The 16,000-nt window shown below is 69.5% G+C and carries 20 protein-coding genes; all 20 read right to left on the bottom strand.

Annotated features, from left to right (window positions below; genetic code table 11):
- Positions 1-276 carry a flagellar biosynthesis protein FliQ gene (gene fliQ, locus AB4Y91_RS09465; RefSeq protein WP_175321994.1) on the bottom strand — a complete coding sequence of 92 codons (276 nt, stop codon included), beginning with the start codon at positions 274-276 and terminating at the stop codon, positions 1-3.
- Positions 273-1,088, bottom strand: coding sequence for a flagellar type III secretion system pore protein FliP (gene fliP, locus AB4Y91_RS09460; RefSeq protein ID WP_441418393.1), 816 nt, complete (start codon positions 1,086-1,088; stop codon positions 273-275). Before fliP ends, fliQ begins: the two co-directional genes overlap by 4 nt.
- Before the next feature lie 59 nt (positions 1,089-1,147).
- A complete protein-coding gene (fliO, locus tag AB4Y91_RS09455; RefSeq protein WP_441418233.1) occupies positions 1,148-1,747 on the bottom strand; it encodes a flagellar biosynthetic protein FliO in 600 nt (199 codons plus the stop codon).
- Entirely contained in the window at positions 1,748-2,476 is a 729-nt protein-coding gene (gene fliN, locus AB4Y91_RS09450) for a flagellar motor switch protein FliN (protein WP_441418232.1), read from the bottom strand. It abuts the gene before it with no gap.
- Positions 2,473-3,369: a flagellar motor switch protein FliM gene (locus AB4Y91_RS09445; RefSeq protein WP_441418231.1), complete on the bottom strand. Its 897-nt coding sequence runs from the start codon at positions 3,367-3,369 to the stop codon at positions 2,473-2,475. Before AB4Y91_RS09445 ends, fliN begins: the two co-directional genes overlap by 4 nt.
- An 87-nt stretch (positions 3,370-3,456) precedes the next feature.
- Positions 3,457-4,284, bottom strand: coding sequence for an OmpA/MotB family protein (locus tag AB4Y91_RS09440; RefSeq protein WP_441418230.1), 828 nt, complete (start codon positions 4,282-4,284; stop codon positions 3,457-3,459).
- Positions 4,281-5,102 (bottom strand): motility protein A, encoded by an 822-nt coding sequence (locus AB4Y91_RS09435; protein ID WP_441418229.1) that lies wholly within the window; start codon positions 5,100-5,102, stop codon positions 4,281-4,283. The genes AB4Y91_RS09440 and AB4Y91_RS09435 overlap by 4 nt, the downstream gene beginning before the upstream one ends.
- 3 nt (positions 5,103-5,105) lie before the next feature.
- Positions 5,106-5,393: a flagellar FlbD family protein gene (locus tag AB4Y91_RS09430; RefSeq protein ID WP_441418228.1), complete on the bottom strand. Its 288-nt coding sequence runs from the start codon at positions 5,391-5,393 to the stop codon at positions 5,106-5,108.
- A gap of 414 nt (positions 5,394-5,807) precedes the next feature.
- Positions 5,808-6,968: a flagellar hook protein FlgE gene (locus AB4Y91_RS09425; RefSeq protein WP_441418227.1), complete on the bottom strand. Its 1,161-nt coding sequence runs from the start codon at positions 6,966-6,968 to the stop codon at positions 5,808-5,810.
- 30 nt (positions 6,969-6,998) lie between these two features.
- The gene (locus tag AB4Y91_RS09420) at positions 6,999-7,433 is read right to left on the bottom strand and encodes a flagellar hook assembly protein FlgD (RefSeq protein ID WP_441418226.1); all 435 of its coding nucleotides are present in this window, start codon (positions 7,431-7,433) and stop codon (positions 6,999-7,001) included.
- 18 nt (positions 7,434-7,451) lie between these two features.
- Positions 7,452-9,080 (bottom strand): flagellar hook-length control protein FliK, encoded by a 1,629-nt coding sequence (locus AB4Y91_RS09415; protein WP_441418225.1) that lies wholly within the window; start codon positions 9,078-9,080, stop codon positions 7,452-7,454.
- Positions 9,077-9,769, bottom strand: coding sequence for a C40 family peptidase (locus tag AB4Y91_RS09410; protein WP_441418224.1), 693 nt, complete (start codon positions 9,767-9,769; stop codon positions 9,077-9,079). Before AB4Y91_RS09410 ends, AB4Y91_RS09415 begins: the two co-directional genes overlap by 4 nt.
- Positions 9,766-10,200: a flagellar FliJ family protein gene (locus tag AB4Y91_RS09405; RefSeq protein WP_441418223.1), complete on the bottom strand. Its 435-nt coding sequence runs from the start codon at positions 10,198-10,200 to the stop codon at positions 9,766-9,768. The genes AB4Y91_RS09410 and AB4Y91_RS09405 overlap by 4 nt, the downstream gene beginning before the upstream one ends.
- Positions 10,197-11,525, bottom strand: a complete 1,329-nt coding sequence (locus AB4Y91_RS09400; RefSeq protein ID WP_441418222.1) for a FliI/YscN family ATPase — start codon at positions 11,523-11,525, stop codon at positions 10,197-10,199. Before AB4Y91_RS09400 ends, AB4Y91_RS09405 begins: the two co-directional genes overlap by 4 nt.
- The gene (locus AB4Y91_RS09395; protein ID WP_441418221.1) at positions 11,522-12,202 is read right to left on the bottom strand and encodes a FliH/SctL family protein; all 681 of its coding nucleotides are present in this window, start codon (positions 12,200-12,202) and stop codon (positions 11,522-11,524) included. The genes AB4Y91_RS09400 and AB4Y91_RS09395 overlap by 4 nt, the downstream gene beginning before the upstream one ends.
- Positions 12,192-13,208, bottom strand: coding sequence for a flagellar motor switch protein FliG (gene fliG / locus AB4Y91_RS09390; RefSeq protein ID WP_441418220.1), 1,017 nt, complete (start codon positions 13,206-13,208; stop codon positions 12,192-12,194). The genes AB4Y91_RS09395 and fliG overlap by 11 nt, the downstream gene beginning before the upstream one ends.
- Entirely contained in the window at positions 13,205-14,815 is a 1,611-nt protein-coding gene (fliF, locus tag AB4Y91_RS09385; RefSeq protein ID WP_441418219.1) for a flagellar basal-body MS-ring/collar protein FliF, read from the bottom strand. Before fliF ends, fliG begins: the two co-directional genes overlap by 4 nt.
- A complete protein-coding gene (gene fliE / locus AB4Y91_RS09380; protein WP_441418218.1) occupies positions 14,815-15,120 on the bottom strand; it encodes a flagellar hook-basal body complex protein FliE in 306 nt (101 codons plus the stop codon). The genes fliF and fliE overlap by 1 nt, the downstream gene beginning before the upstream one ends.
- A complete protein-coding gene (locus AB4Y91_RS09375; protein ID WP_441418217.1) occupies positions 15,120-15,512 on the bottom strand; it encodes a flagellar basal body rod protein FlgC in 393 nt (130 codons plus the stop codon). The genes fliE and AB4Y91_RS09375 overlap by 1 nt, the downstream gene beginning before the upstream one ends.
- Positions 15,512-15,853, bottom strand: coding sequence for a flagellar basal body rod protein FlgB (locus tag AB4Y91_RS09370; RefSeq protein WP_441418216.1), 342 nt, complete (start codon positions 15,851-15,853; stop codon positions 15,512-15,514). Before AB4Y91_RS09370 ends, AB4Y91_RS09375 begins: the two co-directional genes overlap by 1 nt.
- Positions 15,854-16,000 lie beyond the last annotated feature (147 nt).

Raw genomic sequence — 16,000 nt, 5'->3', positions numbered from 1 at the left:
TCACAAGCCTCCGAGCAGGGAGGGGATCTTGGCGAAGAGGTCGTTGGTGAACGCGACCATCTCCGAGATCATCCAGTGCCCGCAGATCAGCAGCGCCACGGCCACGGCGGCCAGTTTGGGCACGAAGGAGAGGGTGGCTTCCTGGAGCTGGGTGATGGACTGAAGCAGGGAAATCGCCAGGCCCACCACCAGCGCGGTCACCAGCACCGGGGCCGAGAGCTTGGCGGCCACGATCATGGCCTGGAGGCAGATGTCCAGGACGGCGTTGGCGTTCATCCCGAGCCTGCATAACTTTGGATCAGCGAGGTGATGATCAGGCCCCAGCCGTCCACGAGGACAAAGAGCAGGATCTTGAACGGCAGCGAGATCATCACCGGCGGAAGCATCATCATGCCCATCGACATCAGGGCCGCGGAGACGACGAGGTCGATCACGAGGAACGGGATGAAGATGACGAAGCCGATAATGAAGGCGGCCCGGAGTTCGGAAATCATGAACGCCGGGATGAGCGTCTGCAGCGGCACCGCTTCCGGCGTGGCCGGGTTCTCCATGCCGGCGGCGCGGGTCATCAGCGCGATGTCTTCCTCGCGGGTGTGCGCCAGCATGAAGTGCTGCAGCGGGCCCGAGCCGGCGCTGAGCGCGCCGTTGAAATCCAAGGTGCCGTTCAGGTAGGGCTGCACGCCGATGGTGTTCATCTCGTTGATGACCGGCCACATGACGAAGATCGACAGGAACAGGGCCAGGCCCGCCAGCACCTGGTTGGGCGGTATGGACGGGAGCGAGAGCGCGTTGCGGGTCATCGCGAGCACCACGAAGATCTTGGTGAACGAGGTCATCATCAGCAGCAGCGCGGGCGCGACGGACAACAGGGTGATCCCGATCAGGGTCAGGACCGCTGTGGAGGGCTTTCCGTCCATGCCGTTGATCTCGATGTTGACGCTGCCGGTGTCCGGGCTGGCCGGCGGGGTTGGCGGAACCGGCGGCACGGGGGCAGTCGCATGGCCGGCGGAGGCGTTAAGCCAGAGCAGCAGGACGGCGCAGAGCACGGCGGCGACGCCGATGGCCAGGAACCTTGTGGTTCGGCTGATGCCGGTTCGGCTGCTGCTGGTTGACGGGACGCGGGCGGAGCGGGCGGTGGCAGGGCGGATCAATTGCGGCGTCCGCTCCTGAGAGCGGCAGCGGCCTGCTTCCAGGTGGAACCGGCCAGAATTGACCCGTGCAGCGGCGGGTGGGACGCGGCGGGCGCGGTCCCGCGCCCCGGGGCGGTCCGGGGGTGGGGTTCGCGGCGGATGGAGTTGCGGCGGGACAGCGGCCGGTCCGGTGCCCCGGGCTCGCCAGCAGCAAGGCTGCCGACCTGGTCCGCGGTCCCGGCCCCGTTCACGGGTGCGGCGGAGGCAGCGGCTCCGGCTCCGGCTCCCGCGCTTGCGAGGATCTGCGCGAAAGCGCCGGCGGCACCGGCGCGGCGGGGCTCCGGATCCAGGGCCTCTGCGGCCTCTGCCGGGATGTCGCCGGTGTGCAGGACGTTGACGGCGTGGTCGGTGACGCCGAGCAGGAAGCGCTGGCCACCGGCGTCGACCACCACTACGGAGGCACGCTGGCCGACGCTTTGGCGGCTGACGACGCTCAAGGCGGCGTCAGCGCGGCGTCGTCCCGTGCCTTTGCCGAGACGGCGCTGCAGCAGCCAGATCAGTCCAAGCACCGCGCCCAGGGCTACGGCTACCCGCAGCCCGAGGATCAGCGAGTCCATTCAGCTAAGCCCCTCGGCCACGTCGAGGATCCGGGTGATCCGCACGGCGTAGTCCTGGTCCAGGACCACAACCTCGCCGTGGGCGATCAGCCGTCCGTTGAGCAGAACGTCGGCGGGGGCGCCCGCGGAGCGGTCCAGTTCGATGATCTTGCCGGGTTCGAGCGAGAGCACGTCGCGGACGGACATGCGGGTGCGGCCGATCTCCACGGTCAGGGCCATCTCGATGTTGTTGATGCGGCCCAGCCGGCCGGCCACCGTGTCGCCGCCGCCGAAGAGGTCGCCGGCACGGTCCTGGCTGGTGCCGTGTTCGCGCAGCCGGACCGCGAACCATGCCGCCGGGCTGGTGCCGTCGGAGAGTTCGAAGACGGCAGTGTCGGGGTCCGAAAGCAGCCCGGACGCGTCGGACTCGCGCAGGTCCGAGAGCACGCCGGCGCCGAAGACCGAGCTTGCGCTTTCCATCGCGGGGCGGAGGACATCGGTGACGGAGACGACGCCGAGTTGGCCGCCGGCCATTCCCCCGGCCGCCTCGTCCAGGAACGTGCGGTCGCTGAGCATCAGGGCGAGGTCTGCGGTCACGGAGCCGACGAAGGTCGCGGTGACGGCCTGGCGGGCGTAGGGGGCTGCGGCGCGGGCCGGGACCAGCGCGACGACCTTCAGGGCTACCGGGCTCGGCAGTTCCTCAACGAGCCGTTCCGCCGACGATTCATGCTTGGTCAGGGTGATGCTCATTGGTTATTCTCCTCGATTGTGACAATGACGGCTGCGGCCCGGGACCCGTTGCGGGCCGGGGCGGCGGTGGCCAGCCTCGTGCCATCCAGGGTGAGGTCGAACGGCCGGTTTTCCAGGTGCGGGAGGGTCAGGACGTCCCCCACCGCGAGGCCCAGCACCTGGCTGGGGGTGACGTACGACGTCGAGAGCCGCACCGAGAGTTCCACCGGGACGCGCTCCAACTGCGAGCTGATGCGGGCGGCGGCGTCCCCGCGGTTGTCCGTCGGGTTGACCTTCTTCAGCCGGCCCAGCAGGATTCCCGCCGGCACCGCCAGGGTGGCCGGGGCACTGATGTTGCCGACGTTGATCGTGAAGGAGGCGACAATCATGAGTTCGCTGGGCGCTGCGGCCTGGGCGAACTGGGAGTTGTACTGGACGGTGTCCACCCGGATGGTTTCGCTCAACAGCGGCCCGAGCGAGTAGCCGAGGTCCTCGAGGGCCTCGTCCATAAGTCCCTTGACCAGGGCCTGTTCAATCTGCGTGAACTTCCGGTCCGGCATCACCGTGTCGTTCGAGGCGCCCAGCATCCGGTTGATCCAGCCCAGGGCCGAAGGAGCGGGGAACTGCACCACCAGCTTGGCATCGTGCGACTCCACGGTGCACAGCACCATGGCGGTCACCGCCGGGAGGGAGGCGGCGTACTCGTCGTAGCTCTGCATGCCGACGTCCTCGAGCCGCACCACGGACTTCACGCGGACCTTGGCGGTCAGCTGGGTGCCCCACTGGCGGGCGAACGTCTCGAAGGCGAGTTCCAGGACGCGGCTGTGCTCTCGCGCCAGCGTCGCGGGACGCCGGAAGTCATAGACGCTGACGGTCCGCTCCCGTACCACTTCCCGCTCATCCAGAACACTCACGGTTGCCACTATCGGCAAGGGATCCGCCGTCGTAAGCAGTCTGCCCCAGGCAATAAACGGGGCGTCAGACAGCACGCGAAAGAGCCGCTATTTCTGGGTCAGCTTCAAGGCCTGGGGAATGAGGGCCCGGACGACGTCGGGCTTGTCGGAGATGACTACGATGTCCACCCGCCGGTTCCGCTCCATCAGCGCCGGCGTGGAATCGTCGTTGACCTGGCGGGCCGAGCCGAAGGCGACGGCCCCGATCCGCTGCGGCGGGATCCCGCCGCGGTCCACCATGTAGCGCAGCACGTTGACCGCGCGCGCCGAGGACAGTTCCCAAGTGGACGGGTACGCGGTAATGCCCTTCGCTGCGTGGCCTTCCACCATGATCTCCAGCGCCGCGGGGCCGAGGATGGGCGAGATGATGTGCAGCACCTGGGACGCGCGGTTGGTGAGCTCGGGCCGGTCGGGGGCGAAGAAGGCCTGGGAGCCGATGAGCTTGACCGTCAGGCCGCGCTGGTCGATTTGGAACTCCACGTTCTGGCTGAGCCCGGCGGCGGCCAGGCCGGCCTTCATCTTTTTCTCGAGGGCGCGCAGCCGGTCCACTTCTTTCTTCGCGGCGGCGAGGGCTGCGTCCTGGGCTTTCTTGTCGTCCGACTGGACGGCGGCAAAGGCCTCGAGGTCTTTGTTGACGAATTCGGGCGGGACCACGGTCCCGGAGGCGGTGTCCACGGTTTCCGAGGCCACCGCGCCGAACCCGGTGGCGAGCGAGTTGCGCAGCTTCTCGAACTTGTTCGCGTCGACCGTGGACATGGCGTAAAGGACGATGAAGAGGCACATGAGCACGGTGACCATGTCCATGTAGGAAGCCATCCAGCGTTCGTCGACGTGGTGCGCTTCGGGTTTCTTGCGGGGCCGGCGGCGTCCGCTCACGCTGCGGTGTCCATCGACTCCGCGGTGCCGTCACCGCTGGGCGCCTTGCGGCCCTTGTCGGCGCTCTTGAGCTGGTGCTCCGGGACCATGGAACGGAGCCGTTCGGCCAGCAGCAGGGGCTGGGCGCCGGACTGCACGGCGAGCATGCCCTCCATCACGAGGGTCATGCGTTCGATGTTCAACTCGGAGAGCCTGGCCAGTCGCGAACTGAACGGCAGCCAGATGAAGTTGGCCGAGAGCAGGCCCCACAGGGTCGCGACGAAGGCGGCGGCGATCATGTGCCCCAGTTCGTCCGGCTTGGAGAGGTTTTCGAGGACGTGGGTGAGGGACACGACAGTTCCGACGATCCCCACGGTAGGGGCGTAGCCGCCGAGGCTGGCGAAGAACTTCGACGACGCGTGGTCGCTGCGGGACTTCGTGTCAATCTCGTCCTCCATCTGCAGCCGGAGGTCCTCGGCGTCGGTGCCGTCTGCGATGTTCTGCAGGGCTCGGGCCAGGAACGGATCCTTGACGCTCGCGGCCTCTTCCTCAAGGGAGAGCAGGCCCTCGGCGCGCGCCTTTTCCGCGAAGCGGACCATCTGGTCGATGCTTTCCTGGGGCTTCGACGTCTTTCCCATGAACATTGCCGGCACGGCCCTGAACGCTTGGATCACGTCCTTGAGCGTGTTGCCGGCCAGCCCGATGGCCAGGGTTGCCCCGAAGACCAGGACCAGGGGCCCGGGCAGCAGCAGGCCGGAGATGCTGCCACCTTCAATGACCACCATGGTGACGACGGAACCAAACGCGAGGAGCAGTCCAATGATTGTTGCGGGATCCATGGCTTACTTCCTTGGTGGTTCAGGTGCGGAGGCGTCGGCATCGTCGTCCGGTCCGGCAGGCGGGACCAGGCTCAAGGGGTAGCCCGTGACGGCGGGGAAATCCCGCGCCTTGTTCAGGACGTAGGCGCGGTAGTCGGCAATCAGCTCGACCACCTCGGCCAGGCTTTCGAGCACAACATAAGCGGCGCCGTCGAGCGTGACCAGGTGGGTGTCCGGACTCTCGTGGATCCGTTCAATCAGGTCCGGATTGACCGCGAAGCGCGTTCCGTTGAGGCGTGTGACAACGATCATGGGCCGATTCTGCTCTGGGGACTGCCTGGCGGTGCGGCCAAGCGGCGGGTAGGGGTGTTCTCCCCTTACTGTCGGCCGCCCCCGCGCTTTCGTTAGGCGCCGCGGACACACGAAAGGGGTCCCCAAGGGACCCCTTCCATGTGGCCCGCCGTTCCACGGCCTTCGTTCGCCCGAATTTCGCTACGGCAACGGACACCCGCGGCGGAAACGGACCTGCGCGCCCCGGATCCGGGGCGCATCAGGCCGCCCGCGCCGCGTTTTTCCAAAACCGGTGCGAAAAAGCACGGCCGGCACCGCGTCTGCCGTCGAACGGGTGCATGCGGCGGACAGCTCGGGTCCTCGGAGCTGGATGAGTCCCGTGGCTGTCTTCCGTGCGCCCCTCGCTGGCGACCTTGGACCGCGGTGCGCCAGGGGTTAGCGCTTGAGGTTGCCGAGCTCCTGCAGGACCTCGTCCGAGGTGGTGATGATGCGGGCGTTGGCCTGGAAGCCGCGCTGGGCGACGATCAGGTTGGTGAATTCCTGGGACAGGTCCACGTTGGACATCTCCAGCGAGCCGCCGGCCAGGGTGCCGATGCCCGGGTCGCCGGCCGCGCCCAGCTGGACGTTGCCGGAGTTGGCGGTGGCGACGTAGGAGGAGCCGCCGGCCTTCTCGAGGCCGGCCGGGTTGGTGAACTTCGCCAGCGCAATCTTGGCGAGGACCTGCTTGGTGCCGTTGCTGAAGGACCCGATCAGGGAGCCGTCATTGCCGAGGGTGAAGGATTCCAGCTTCCCGGCCGGGGTGCCGTTCTGGCCGCTGACGGTGAGCGAGCTCATGCCTGCGAAGGAGGACACCTGGCTTACGTCGATGGTCTTGCCCGCAACGTTGAGCTTGCCCGGAGAGGTCAGCCGGCCGTCGGTGAAGCTCATCCGGTCCGCGATGGTGGCGCCGCCGTCGGTGGACACACCCCAGCCGCCAGGCTGCTGGACAAAGGTGAGGGTGAGGTTGCTGGCGGCGCCGACGGAGTCGTAGACCTTGACCACGCGGTCGAACGACGCCGAACCGGCGTCCGCGGGCAGGTTGCCGTCCAGCGTCATGGAGGTCGTGGGGGTCGCGATCATGGTGTTGGGGTTAAGCGTGATGTCGCCAATGGCACCCGCCTGGTCCACCTTGCCGTTGTTGGCGGTCCAGCCCTGCAGGATGCCGCCGTCCGGGCTGACGAGCTGGCTGGCAGCGTCGAACGTCATGGATCCCGCACGGGTGAACAGCTGCTGGCCGCCCTTGCTGGTGACGAAGAAGCCGTCGCCGGAGATCATCATGTCCGTGGCGCGGCCGGTGCTCTGCGAGGAGCCCTGGGCGAAGTTGGTGCTGACGCCGGCGACGCGGACGCCGAGGCCGATCTGCGCCGGGTTGCTGCCGCCGGACTCACCCTGCGGCGCGGACGCGCCCTGGGTCAGCTGCGAGAGGGTGTCCTGGAACTGCGTGGAGGACGCCTTGAAGCCGGCCGTGTTGACGTTGGCGATGTTGTTGCCGGTGACATCCAGCATGGTCTGGTGGGCACGAAGGCCGGAGATTCCGGAGTACAGCGAGCGGAGCATGGGAACTGCCTTTCTACGGGAGGAAACTGGTCAGGAAGCGGCCGGCGCGGTAAGGCCGGTGATGGAGTCGAGGGGGATGGAGAGATCGCCGACCTTGACGGTCGGTACTGCGTCGGCGAAGGAAACCGAGCTGGCGATTCCGGTGCCGGTGGTGCCGTCGGCGAGTTTGTAGTCAACGGAGTGGCCGATCAGCTGTGATGCTGCCGAGCGCATCTGGAGGGAGAATCCCTCCTTGCTGTTGGAAGTCAGTTCGGTCATCTTTTCCATCATGGAAAGCTGGATGGTCTGCGCCATCATCTGGTTCGTATCCATGGGGGCGCTGGGGTTCTGGTTCTTGAGCTGGGCCACGAGGAGGGTCATGAACACGTTGGCGTCCATGGACTGCACGGGGGCCCGGACGGCGGCAGCCTGCGGGGTCGTCCCCGCGGCCGTAACCGGCTGCGGGGCGATGGGCTGGATAGTCATGGGTCGGGTTCCTTCGTGTCAGACGAGAATGTCGAGGGTGGTTTGGGGACCGTTCAGGATCCTGGTGCTGCGCAGCGACGCTTGGTCCGCCAGGGCGTCCCACCGGTGCCCGGGCCGCGGTTCGCCGGGCCCGTTCCGGCCGCCGGGTCCCGAGCCGGCGCTGCCGGCGTCGGAGGCTTCGCGGCCGGCTGCACCCTGTCCCGCGTCCCCTCCTGCGTCCTGGCCCCGGCCCGCCGGTCCGCTGTGGTCCGAGAGGTCGAGGGTCGCACCGAAGCCGGCGTCGGCAAGTTCCTTGCGCAGTTCCGGCAGGATCCCGCGCAGCGCTTCCCGGCCGGTGTCCCCGGGAGCGAACAGTTCGATCCGAACGCCGGCGCCGTCGATGTGGGCGCGCACGGTCAGCGGACCGAGGTCCTCGGGGGTAACTTTCAGGGTCATGATGTGCTGGCCGTGCGGGGCCGCTGCGAGCGTGAACAGCGGCTTTGCCAGCTGCGGGGTGAGGGCGGGCTGCTGGGCCGGAGTCGCGGCCGCCGGTAGTGCCGTGCTGCGGGCCGGGCCCGGCGCGGGCGGGGCCACCGCCGCGGCGCCGGCAGCGGCCACGCTGTCCGTCGCTGCGGGAGCAGCCGGACGGCTCTCGGCGGGAGCGTCGGGGGCCCCGCCGGGGAGCCTCCCTCCGGTCCCGACGACGACGCCGGGCAGGCCCGGTGCCGCCGTGCCGGCAGCGGTGGGCGCCGCTGCGGTCTGCGCCGCCGTCGGCGGAACTCCCGTCGCCGGAGCGGCTGCCGGGGGCAGCGCCGCAGCGGGATCCGCGGGCGCGGCGGGGGCGGTCGTGGCTCCAGCCGCGGCAACAGCCTGGGCGGGAACGACGCCGGCAGCCGTGCCAGCGGCCGGCTTGCCACCCGCCGGGACGCCCGCCGGGCGGAGGGCAGCCTGAGCCGCGGCGGCCGGAAGGACGATGCCCGGAAGCGCCGCACCAGGTTGCGGTGGTGTGGCGAGGCCGGCTGCTGCGGGGCCCGCTGCTGTGTTGCTCGCCGGTTCGTGGCGCAGGGCGACACCGCCGGCAACGGACGCCACGACCGGTGCGGGCGCCGCCGCAGTCTCCCCCGCGGACGGGGCCGTCACAGCGCCGGTCGGGGGCGCCAGCCGCGGGTCCACAAAGAGCTGGCCGGAAGCTGCTGCTGGGCTCACAGACGGCGGGGCGATGCCGCCGGGTGCCGCCGTCGCGGCCGTAGTCTCCCCCGCGGCCGCGGCGGGCTGGATCGCCGCGGCGAACTGGGCCGAAGCGGCCAGGATGCCGGCATCGGCCGCTGACGCAGCGGCGGAGCCCTCAGTGGCAGCAGTTGCGTCCTGGGCGGGGGCGTCCGCCGGGGCCCCGTCTTTCGAGGTCTTGGCCTCGCCGGGCGCCGCGGCGGTGCCGGGCGCAGTAGCGGTGCCGGGCGCCGTGGCGGTGGACGAGGGGGCAGCCGCGACGGACGACGGGGCAGCGGAAGCTGCCTCGTAGCTCACCGCGTCGCTCAGCACGGACCCGAAGCCGCCGGCGTCGGGCGCCCCACTGTCTGTGCGCGCGCGGCTCCCTTGCTGGGCGCCGCGGGCCTGCACCGGAGACCCGGCGAGCGCAGTCGCCAGGTCCATCGAAGCCATGCCCTTCATGAGGCGCCTCCCGCCGGGACGATCCGCCGGATGGAGGTCAGGTTGGACTGTTGCTCCCAGGCGTCGCGGATCTGGATGGTCTTGCCTGGCACGGGCGCGTCGATGGCTTTGCCGTTGCCGAGGTAGATGGAGATGTGGTTCCCGCCGAAACTGATCAGCAGGTCGCCGGGCTTGGCCTCGGCCAGGGACGCCACCGGGGTTCCCTGCTTCATCTGGTCGCTGACGACCCGCGGAAGCTCGACGCCGAGGTCCTTGAAGACCCGCTGCGTGAAGCCAGAGCAGTCCATCCCGGTGGCCGGGTTGGTGCCGCCCCAGACGTAGGGCACCCCGATGTACTTCTTGGCCATGGCCACCACGTCCGTGCCGGTCGCGCTGCCTGCAGCTACCGGCACAGCGGGTGCCGGTGCGGTGAGCCCCTTGAAGGCGCCGATGCCCGCGGTGCCGCCCAGGCCCAGGCCGCCGGCCAGGGATGAGGGATCCGTTCCGGAGGCGCTTGCGCTTCCGCCGAGGGCCGCGGTGAGCGCCTCCGTGAAGGAGCCGGCGTCGCCGGTGCCGGTCCCGGTCGCGAGGGACGTGGCTGCGGCGGACTTCAGCGCCGCGGCGGTGCTTTCGGTCTGGGTGGAACGGGTGAGCTCAGCGATCATCGACTGGATGCCCTGCATGCGGCCCAGCGCCTCGGTCATGCTCATGAGCGCACCTGCTGCTCGTCCCGGTGCCAGATCGTCGAGGAAATCTCGTCCAGGGTGGACTGTTCGGCGCGCAACTCCGCGGTGTTCACTTCGGCGTGGTGGCGGGCCTGCAGCTTTTCCAGGCCGACGGACCGGGTACGGGCGGCGATGAATTCCTCGCGCGCCGCGGCCTCGTCCGTCTCGGCCGCGCGGGCCAGGTTCTCCAGGTCCGCCAGCATGCTGTGGGACGCCGCGCGGGACGCCGCGACGGCGCGCAGCGACGCGGAGCTGACGATGTCCTCGTCGGTGGCGGACAGCTGCCGGCGGGCCGAGGCTTCCCGGGCCCGGACCGAAGTGGACCGGGAACGGGCGCGGGCCAGCCCGGACGCCGCCTGGTCCTGCTGGATCTGGCGGAGGCGCAACAGCCCCGCGAGCGAGAATTGCCGGTTCATGCCGCGGCTCCCAGGATCGAAGTGAGGTGGTCCAGCTGACGCCAGGACTCGGGGTGGGGGGTGGACTCGTCCATCGGCTGCTGCAGGAAGCCGCTGACGGAGTCCTCATGCGCCAGGGCGGCATCCACCAGCGGGTTGGTCCCGGCCTGGTAGGCGCCGACGTCGATCAGGTCCTGGGCTGCCTTGCGGGCCGCGAGGACCCTGCGCAGCGTGGAGGCCGCGTCGAGGTGGTGACGGGCGTTGACCTTGGAGGCGACGCGCGAGACCGAACCCAGCACGTCCACCGAGGGGAAGTGTCCCGTCACGGCGAGCTTCCGGTCCAGCACCACGTGGCCGTCGAGGATGGACCGGGCGGCATCGGCGATGGGTTCATTGTGGTCGTCGCCGTCCACCAGCACGGTGTAGATGCCGGTCACTGAGCCGGCCTCGGCGGTGCCGGCCCGCTCCAGCAGCCGGGCCAGGACGGAGAACGTCGACGGCGGGTAGCCGCGGGTAGCGGGGGGCTCGCCGGCGGAGAGGCCGATCTCGCGCTGGGCCATGGCCACGCGGGTCAGCGAATCCATCATGAGCACAACATCCTGGCCCTGGTCCCGGAACGACTCGGCGATCCGGGTGGCCGTGAACGCGGCGCGCATGCGCATCAGCGCCGGCTCATCGGAGGTGGCGACGACGACGACCGAGCGGGCCAGCCCGGCGGGGCCAAGGTCGTCCTCCAGGAATTCGCGGACTTCGCGGCCGCGCTCCCCCACGAGGGCGATCACGGATACTTCGGCGTCGGTGCCGCGGGCGATCATGGACAGCAGTGAAGACTTGCCGACGCCGGAGCCGGCGAAGAGGCCCATGCGCTGGCCCTTGCCCAGGGTGGTCATGGTGTCCAGCACCCGGACGCCGGTCTGCAGCGCGGTGTCGATCCGTGCGCGTTTCATGGCGTTCGGCGCCTCGTTGTCGATCGGCACGCGCGGTCCGCTGAGCAGCGGGCCCTTGCCGTCGATCGGGCGGCCGAGGCCGTCGATGACGCGGCCGAAGAGCCCCGCACCGGTGGGGACCAGCACGGTGCCGCCCTTGGCGCGGACCGGGTCTCCGGCGGCGACGCCGGCGAGGCGCCCGAGCGGCATGCAGCGCACGGAGCCGTCCAGGGCCGCCACGACCTCGGCGTCGAGTCCGGGGTTCTCCCCCACGGTGACCAGGTCACCGAGGGCGCAGTCCAGGCCGGACACTTCCAGGCCCAGGCCCATCACGGAGGTGACGGTGCCGACGCGCTGCGGCGCGGCCGCGGCGAGGGCAGCCGCGAAGTCGTCGCCCTTGGGGCGCCACTGGGCGATCATGGCTGCCCGCCGGAGAGCGAATCCGGGGCATCGGCGGGCCACTGCTGGTCCCCCATCAGGGCCGCCTTGGCGCGGGCCAGGGCGCTGCCCAGGCTGGCGTCCAGCCAGCCCTGCTGGTATTCCACCTTCGCGTCGCCGCGCTGCAGGGACGCGTCGGCGAGCAGCGGAAGGCCGGCCGGCAGGTCCTGGCCTTCCTTGGCGAGCACCTCGATGTCGGCCGGGTGCAGCCGGATGGCCAGCACGGTGGCGGCGTCGTTTCCGGACAGGGCGCGGTCCAGGGCGGCGCGGGCCGTCCGGGTGCCCTCGGCAAGTTCGTAGCCGAGGATGGCCTCGGCCAGTTCCAGCGCGGTACGGGCCAGGACCTCTTCGGCGTCGTACAGGGCCTGGACGTTGCGGTGCGCGAAGTCGGTGCGGGCCACGGCGAGGGCGCGGACGGCACGGTCCAGGTCCTGCTGCCCGGCGGCGAGCGAGGCGGCCTGCTCGGCAGCCATCCGGTCGCGCCAGCGGCGCTGTTCCTTGGCGGCGGCGCGGACACCCGCGGCGTAGCCCGCGGCGTGGCCCTCGGTGTAGCCGGCCTGCTCGTTGGCCGGTCCGCTGGACCGCAGCGAGGGGAAGACGATGCGGGCCGGGGCGCTTTCGGCGGAGCCGGCGTCCGTAAACGACCCGTCAGTAAACATAGTCTTCTTCGTCCCCGCGCTGGATGGTGATCTGGCCTTCGGCTTCGAGCTCGCGGATGGAGCGGACGACGGCGGCCCGCGCCTCCTCGATCTGCGAGGCGCGCAGCGGTCCCAGTGCCGCCATCTCGGATTCGAGGATTTCGAGGTTGCGGCCGGAGACGTTGGTGGTGATGGTTTCCAGCACCGGTTCGGTGGCGCCCTTCATGGCCACGGCGAGCACGGAGGCGTCCAGGCCGCGGAGCACCAGCTGCACGTCGCGGCGTTCCAGCTTGACGATGTCGTCGAAGGTCACCATCTGGGCGCGGATTTCCACGGCGAGGTCCGGATCCAGCAGGTCGAGCCCGTCCAGGACGGAGCGTTCGGTGCCGGCGTCGGTCCGGTTGATGATTTCCAGCAGCGGCTGGATGCCGCCGACCACTTTGGAGGCCTGCTGCGAGACGGCCGCGCCGCCGCGCAGCTTCAGGGTGTCCGCGACGATGCCGATGGCTTCCGGCGCGCCCGAGCCCATGGTGGCGATGCTGAGCGCGACGTCGGCCCGCAGCGAGCCGGGCAGCCCGGACATCACGGCCGAGGCCTTGCGCGGGCTCAGGTGGGCCAGGACCAGCGCGATGGTCTGCGGAAGTTCGCCGTCGATCAGCGCGAGGATCTGCACCGGTTCGATGTCTTCGAGGAACTCAAACGATTTGCCGGCCATGTTGACGGTCAGCCGGTTGATCAGGCCGGCGGCCTTTTCCGAGCCGAAGGAGGCCTCGAGCAGGCCTTCGGCGAGCTCACGGCCGCCGCGGGCCTGCCGCGGGCTGCTCAGGGCAGCCTCGTGGAAGTCCTTCATGATCTGCTCGGCGACCTCCGGATCCACCTTGCGGAGGCGGACAATCTCGGCGGCGATTTCCTCCGCCTCGGAGTCCGTCAACTGTGCCATCACCCGGGCCGCGTTGGGCGGACTCATCTGCATCAGGACGACGGCGGCGCGCTGGGTGCCGGTGAGGGTCGATTCGGCGAGTTTCATGCGGGCTGCCTGTCATCCATGAGGCTGCGGAGGTAGTCGGCTGCCTTCTCCGGGTTGGCGGCGACCATGTTGTCGATCTCCTGCATGCGGCGTTCGGCTTCCAGCACCTCCATGGGCGGCGCCGGCAGCGGCTGCAGCGGCAGGGCCGTCAGCGGGATGGCCGACGTCGCGGGGGCCGGATCGATGGCCGTCACAGCGGGGATCGCCGGCAGCAGGTCCAGGCGCTCGCCCAGGTCCACCGGCTCACGCTTCTGGCGGCGGCGCAGGATGATGGTGACGACCAGGGCCAGGATCAGCAGTCCGAGCAGGATGCTGCCGGCCGTGACCAGGGTTGCGAAGAACGCCTGCTGCTTCTGGGCCTCGAGGTCAGCCTTGGCCGCGTCGAGGGAGGCGTTGGCCGCATCCGCGGCCGCGGTGCTGAACGGGATCACCTCGACGGTGACGGTGTCGCCCCGGGCCTTGTCGACGCCGGCGGCGGAGGTCACCAGCGCGGTGAGTGAGCCGATGTTCAGCCCGCCCGCGGCGGACTGGCTGACAGCCACCGAAATGGTCTGGCGCTTCACGGCGCCCGGCGGGATGACCCGGTCCTCGGTGACCTTGTTGACGGCGTTGTTCTTGGTCGCGGTCGTGGAGTCGAAGCTGCCGTTGCCGCTGGTTCCGCCGGGGACCGCGATGTTGTCCGGTCCGAGGACGCCGGCGGCACCGCCCGCGCCTCCGCTGTACTTTTCCGTCTTGGAGGATTCGCTCAGCGGCAGCGCGCCGGGGGTGTTGGAGAAGGTTTCGCTCTTTTGCTGGGCGGATTCTCCGGTGACATCTGCCGCGACCGCCACGGTGGAGTTGCCGGGACCCACTACGCGGTCCAGGACGGCGCGGACGGCGTCGCCGGTGCGCTGCTGATAGTCGGCGGCCTGCTTGGAGGAGGATCCCGCTGCCCCGCCGCCCACCGTGGAGAGGACGTTGCCCTGCGAGTCCACCACGGAGACGTTGGCAGGTTTGAGGTTCTCGATCGCGGCGGAGGTCAGGTGCACGATGGCCTGGACCTTGTCGCCGGAGAGGGTCACGCCGGGCGCGGTCTCGACGAAGACCGAGGCCGTGGTGTCCGGGGTCTTCGAGACGAAGACGGTCTTTTCCGGGATGGCGAGCCGGACCGCGGCAGTCTTCACGCCGTCCATGGCGGAGATGGTGCTGGCCAGTTCGCCTTCGAGGGCGCGCTTGTAGGTCACGGACTGCTGGAACTCGGAGGACGTGACGCCCATCTTGTCCAGCAGCGAGTAGCCGGTGGCCGCGGCGGTCGGAAGGCCGGCGGCGGCGGCTTTGAGGCGCTCGTCGTAGACCTTGTCCTGCGGCACGAGGATGGTGGAGCCGCCGTCGCTGAGCTCGTAGGGGACGTTGTCCTTGCGCAGCTGCTCCACGATGCCGTTCGCATCCGTGTCCTTGAGGCCGGAGAACAGCGGCGCCAGGGTGGGCCGGGTGAGCCAGGCGGAGAGCGCGACAACGCCAACAATCAGCAGTGCGGCGCCGATGACGGCTAGCGTGCGCTGGCCGGTGGTGAAGCTCTTGAGGCCGGCGCCGAAGCGCTGGAAGAAGACGGTGATCTGCGGAGGCATCAGGCCTGCATCCTCATGATCTCGTTGAACGCGTCAACGCCCTTGTTCCGGACCGTGGCCACGAGTTCAAGGGTGATCTGTGCCCGGCTGGCGGCGATGGTGGCGTTGTGGATGTCGTCGAGGTTGCCGGTCACGGCGGAGACGGCGAGCTCTTTCGACGTCGACTGCAGCTGCTGGAGGTTGTCAACGGCGCCGGTGAGGGAAGAGGCAAAACCGGAACCGTCCGTTGCAGGCACCGAGGCGGCACCGGAGAGGTAGTCCGTGGGCAGTACGCCCTGGACCGGCGCGATGGGCGAAACAGGCATCAGGATCTTCCAATCTCAAGTGCGGCGAGATAGGTCTCGCGGGCGCGGTCCACGACCTGGGCGTTGGCCTGGTAGCCGCGCTGGGCGATGATCAGGGCGCCCATCTGCTCGGCCATGTCGATGTCCGGGTACTTCACGTTGCCGTTGGCGTCGGCGAGCGGGTGGTCCGGCTGGTAGACGATGCGGCCCGCGCCGTCGCCCAGCTGGGTGCTTTTGACGTACACGCCGGTGCCGTCGGCGCCTTCGGCTGCTTCAACGTACTTGGCGCGGAACGCCGGTCCGGACGTGGCGGAGGCGTCGTTCATGTTGGCCAGGTTGTCCGAAACCGCGTCGAGCCACTTGCGGTGCACGGTGAGGGCGGAGCCGGCGATGCCGATTGCGTCGAAGGTCATTAGTTGGTCCTCATAGCGGCGCGGACGGCGCTGAATTCCCCACCGATGGCGCGGGCGGCGAACTGGAAGCGCAGCACCGTGTCGATGTTGGAAAGGGTTTCCGTGTCCAGATTGACGTTGTTGCCGTTGAGCTGGGTGGGCTCGAGCGAGGTCGCCGTCGTGGCCTCGGCGTGGCCGTCCCCGGACTGCACGGACGCGGCAAGGGCAGCTTCAAAGCTGACGCGCTTGGCGTGGTAGTTCGGTGTGTTGACGTTCGCGATGTTGTTCGCGATGGCGCGTTGGCGCAAAGCCAGCCCGTCCATGGCGCTGGCCAGGGCTGCGGAAGTCACGGATTCGAGCACAGAGTCCTGCCTGGGGAATTGTGGGGTGGCCGATCCGTGGCCGGTAAACGAGCGATCCGTGCTCTTACTGTGGTTATCGGCACTGTTCAGCGCCGCGTTAGAGAAAATGTGAAAGGTTTATTCGGGTTTTTTCAATGAACCGTTCGA

The organism is Arthrobacter sp. YAF16, assembly GCF_052113385.1.
In the GTDB taxonomy this organism is placed as follows: domain Bacteria; phylum Actinomycetota; class Actinomycetes; order Actinomycetales; family Micrococcaceae; genus Arthrobacter.
The sequence above is the reverse complement of the archived record's forward strand: the minus strand, read 5'-3'. Positions and strand labels throughout refer to the sequence as shown.

Bases quoted from the DNA above. Each gene is read 5' to 3' on its own strand.
- fliQ (WP_175321994.1), bottom strand. From the start codon at position 276: ATGAACGCCAACGCCGTCCTGGACATCTGCCTCCAGGCCATGATCGTG.
- fliO (WP_441418233.1), bottom strand. From the start codon at position 1,747: ATGGACTCGCTGATCCTCGGGCTGCGGGTAGCCGTAGCCCTGGGCGCG.
- fliN (WP_441418232.1), bottom strand. From the start codon at position 2,476: ATGAGCATCACCCTGACCAAGCATGAATCGTCGGCGGAACGGCTCGTT.
- AB4Y91_RS09435 (WP_441418229.1), bottom strand. From the start codon at position 5,102: ATGGATCCCGCAACAATCATTGGACTGCTCCTCGCGTTTGGTTCCGTC.
- AB4Y91_RS09430 (WP_441418228.1), bottom strand. From the start codon at position 5,393: ATGATCGTTGTCACACGCCTCAACGGAACGCGCTTCGCGGTCAATCCG.
- AB4Y91_RS09425 (WP_441418227.1), bottom strand. From the start codon at position 6,968: ATGCTCCGCTCGCTGTACTCCGGAATCTCCGGCCTTCGTGCCCACCAG.
- AB4Y91_RS09420 (WP_441418226.1), bottom strand. From the start codon at position 7,433: ATGACTATCCAGCCCATCGCCCCGCAGCCGGTTACGGCCGCGGGGACG.
- AB4Y91_RS09415 (WP_441418225.1), bottom strand. From the start codon at position 9,080: ATGAAGGGCATGGCTTCGATGGACCTGGCGACTGCGCTCGCCGGGTCT.
- AB4Y91_RS09410 (WP_441418224.1), bottom strand. From the start codon at position 9,769: ATGAGCATGACCGAGGCGCTGGGCCGCATGCAGGGCATCCAGTCGATG.
- AB4Y91_RS09405 (WP_441418223.1), bottom strand. From the start codon at position 10,200: ATGAACCGGCAATTCTCGCTCGCGGGGCTGTTGCGCCTCCGCCAGATC.
- AB4Y91_RS09400 (WP_441418222.1), bottom strand. From the start codon at position 11,525: ATGATCGCCCAGTGGCGCCCCAAGGGCGACGACTTCGCGGCTGCCCTC.
- AB4Y91_RS09395 (WP_441418221.1), bottom strand. From the start codon at position 12,202: ATGTTTACTGACGGGTCGTTTACGGACGCCGGCTCCGCCGAAAGCGCC.
- fliG (WP_441418220.1), bottom strand. From the start codon at position 13,208: ATGAAACTCGCCGAATCGACCCTCACCGGCACCCAGCGCGCCGCCGTC.
- fliF (WP_441418219.1), bottom strand. From the start codon at position 14,815: ATGCCTCCGCAGATCACCGTCTTCTTCCAGCGCTTCGGCGCCGGCCTC.
- fliE (WP_441418218.1), bottom strand. From the start codon at position 15,120: ATGCCTGTTTCGCCCATCGCGCCGGTCCAGGGCGTACTGCCCACGGAC.
- AB4Y91_RS09375 (WP_441418217.1), bottom strand. From the start codon at position 15,512: ATGACCTTCGACGCAATCGGCATCGCCGGCTCCGCCCTCACCGTGCAC.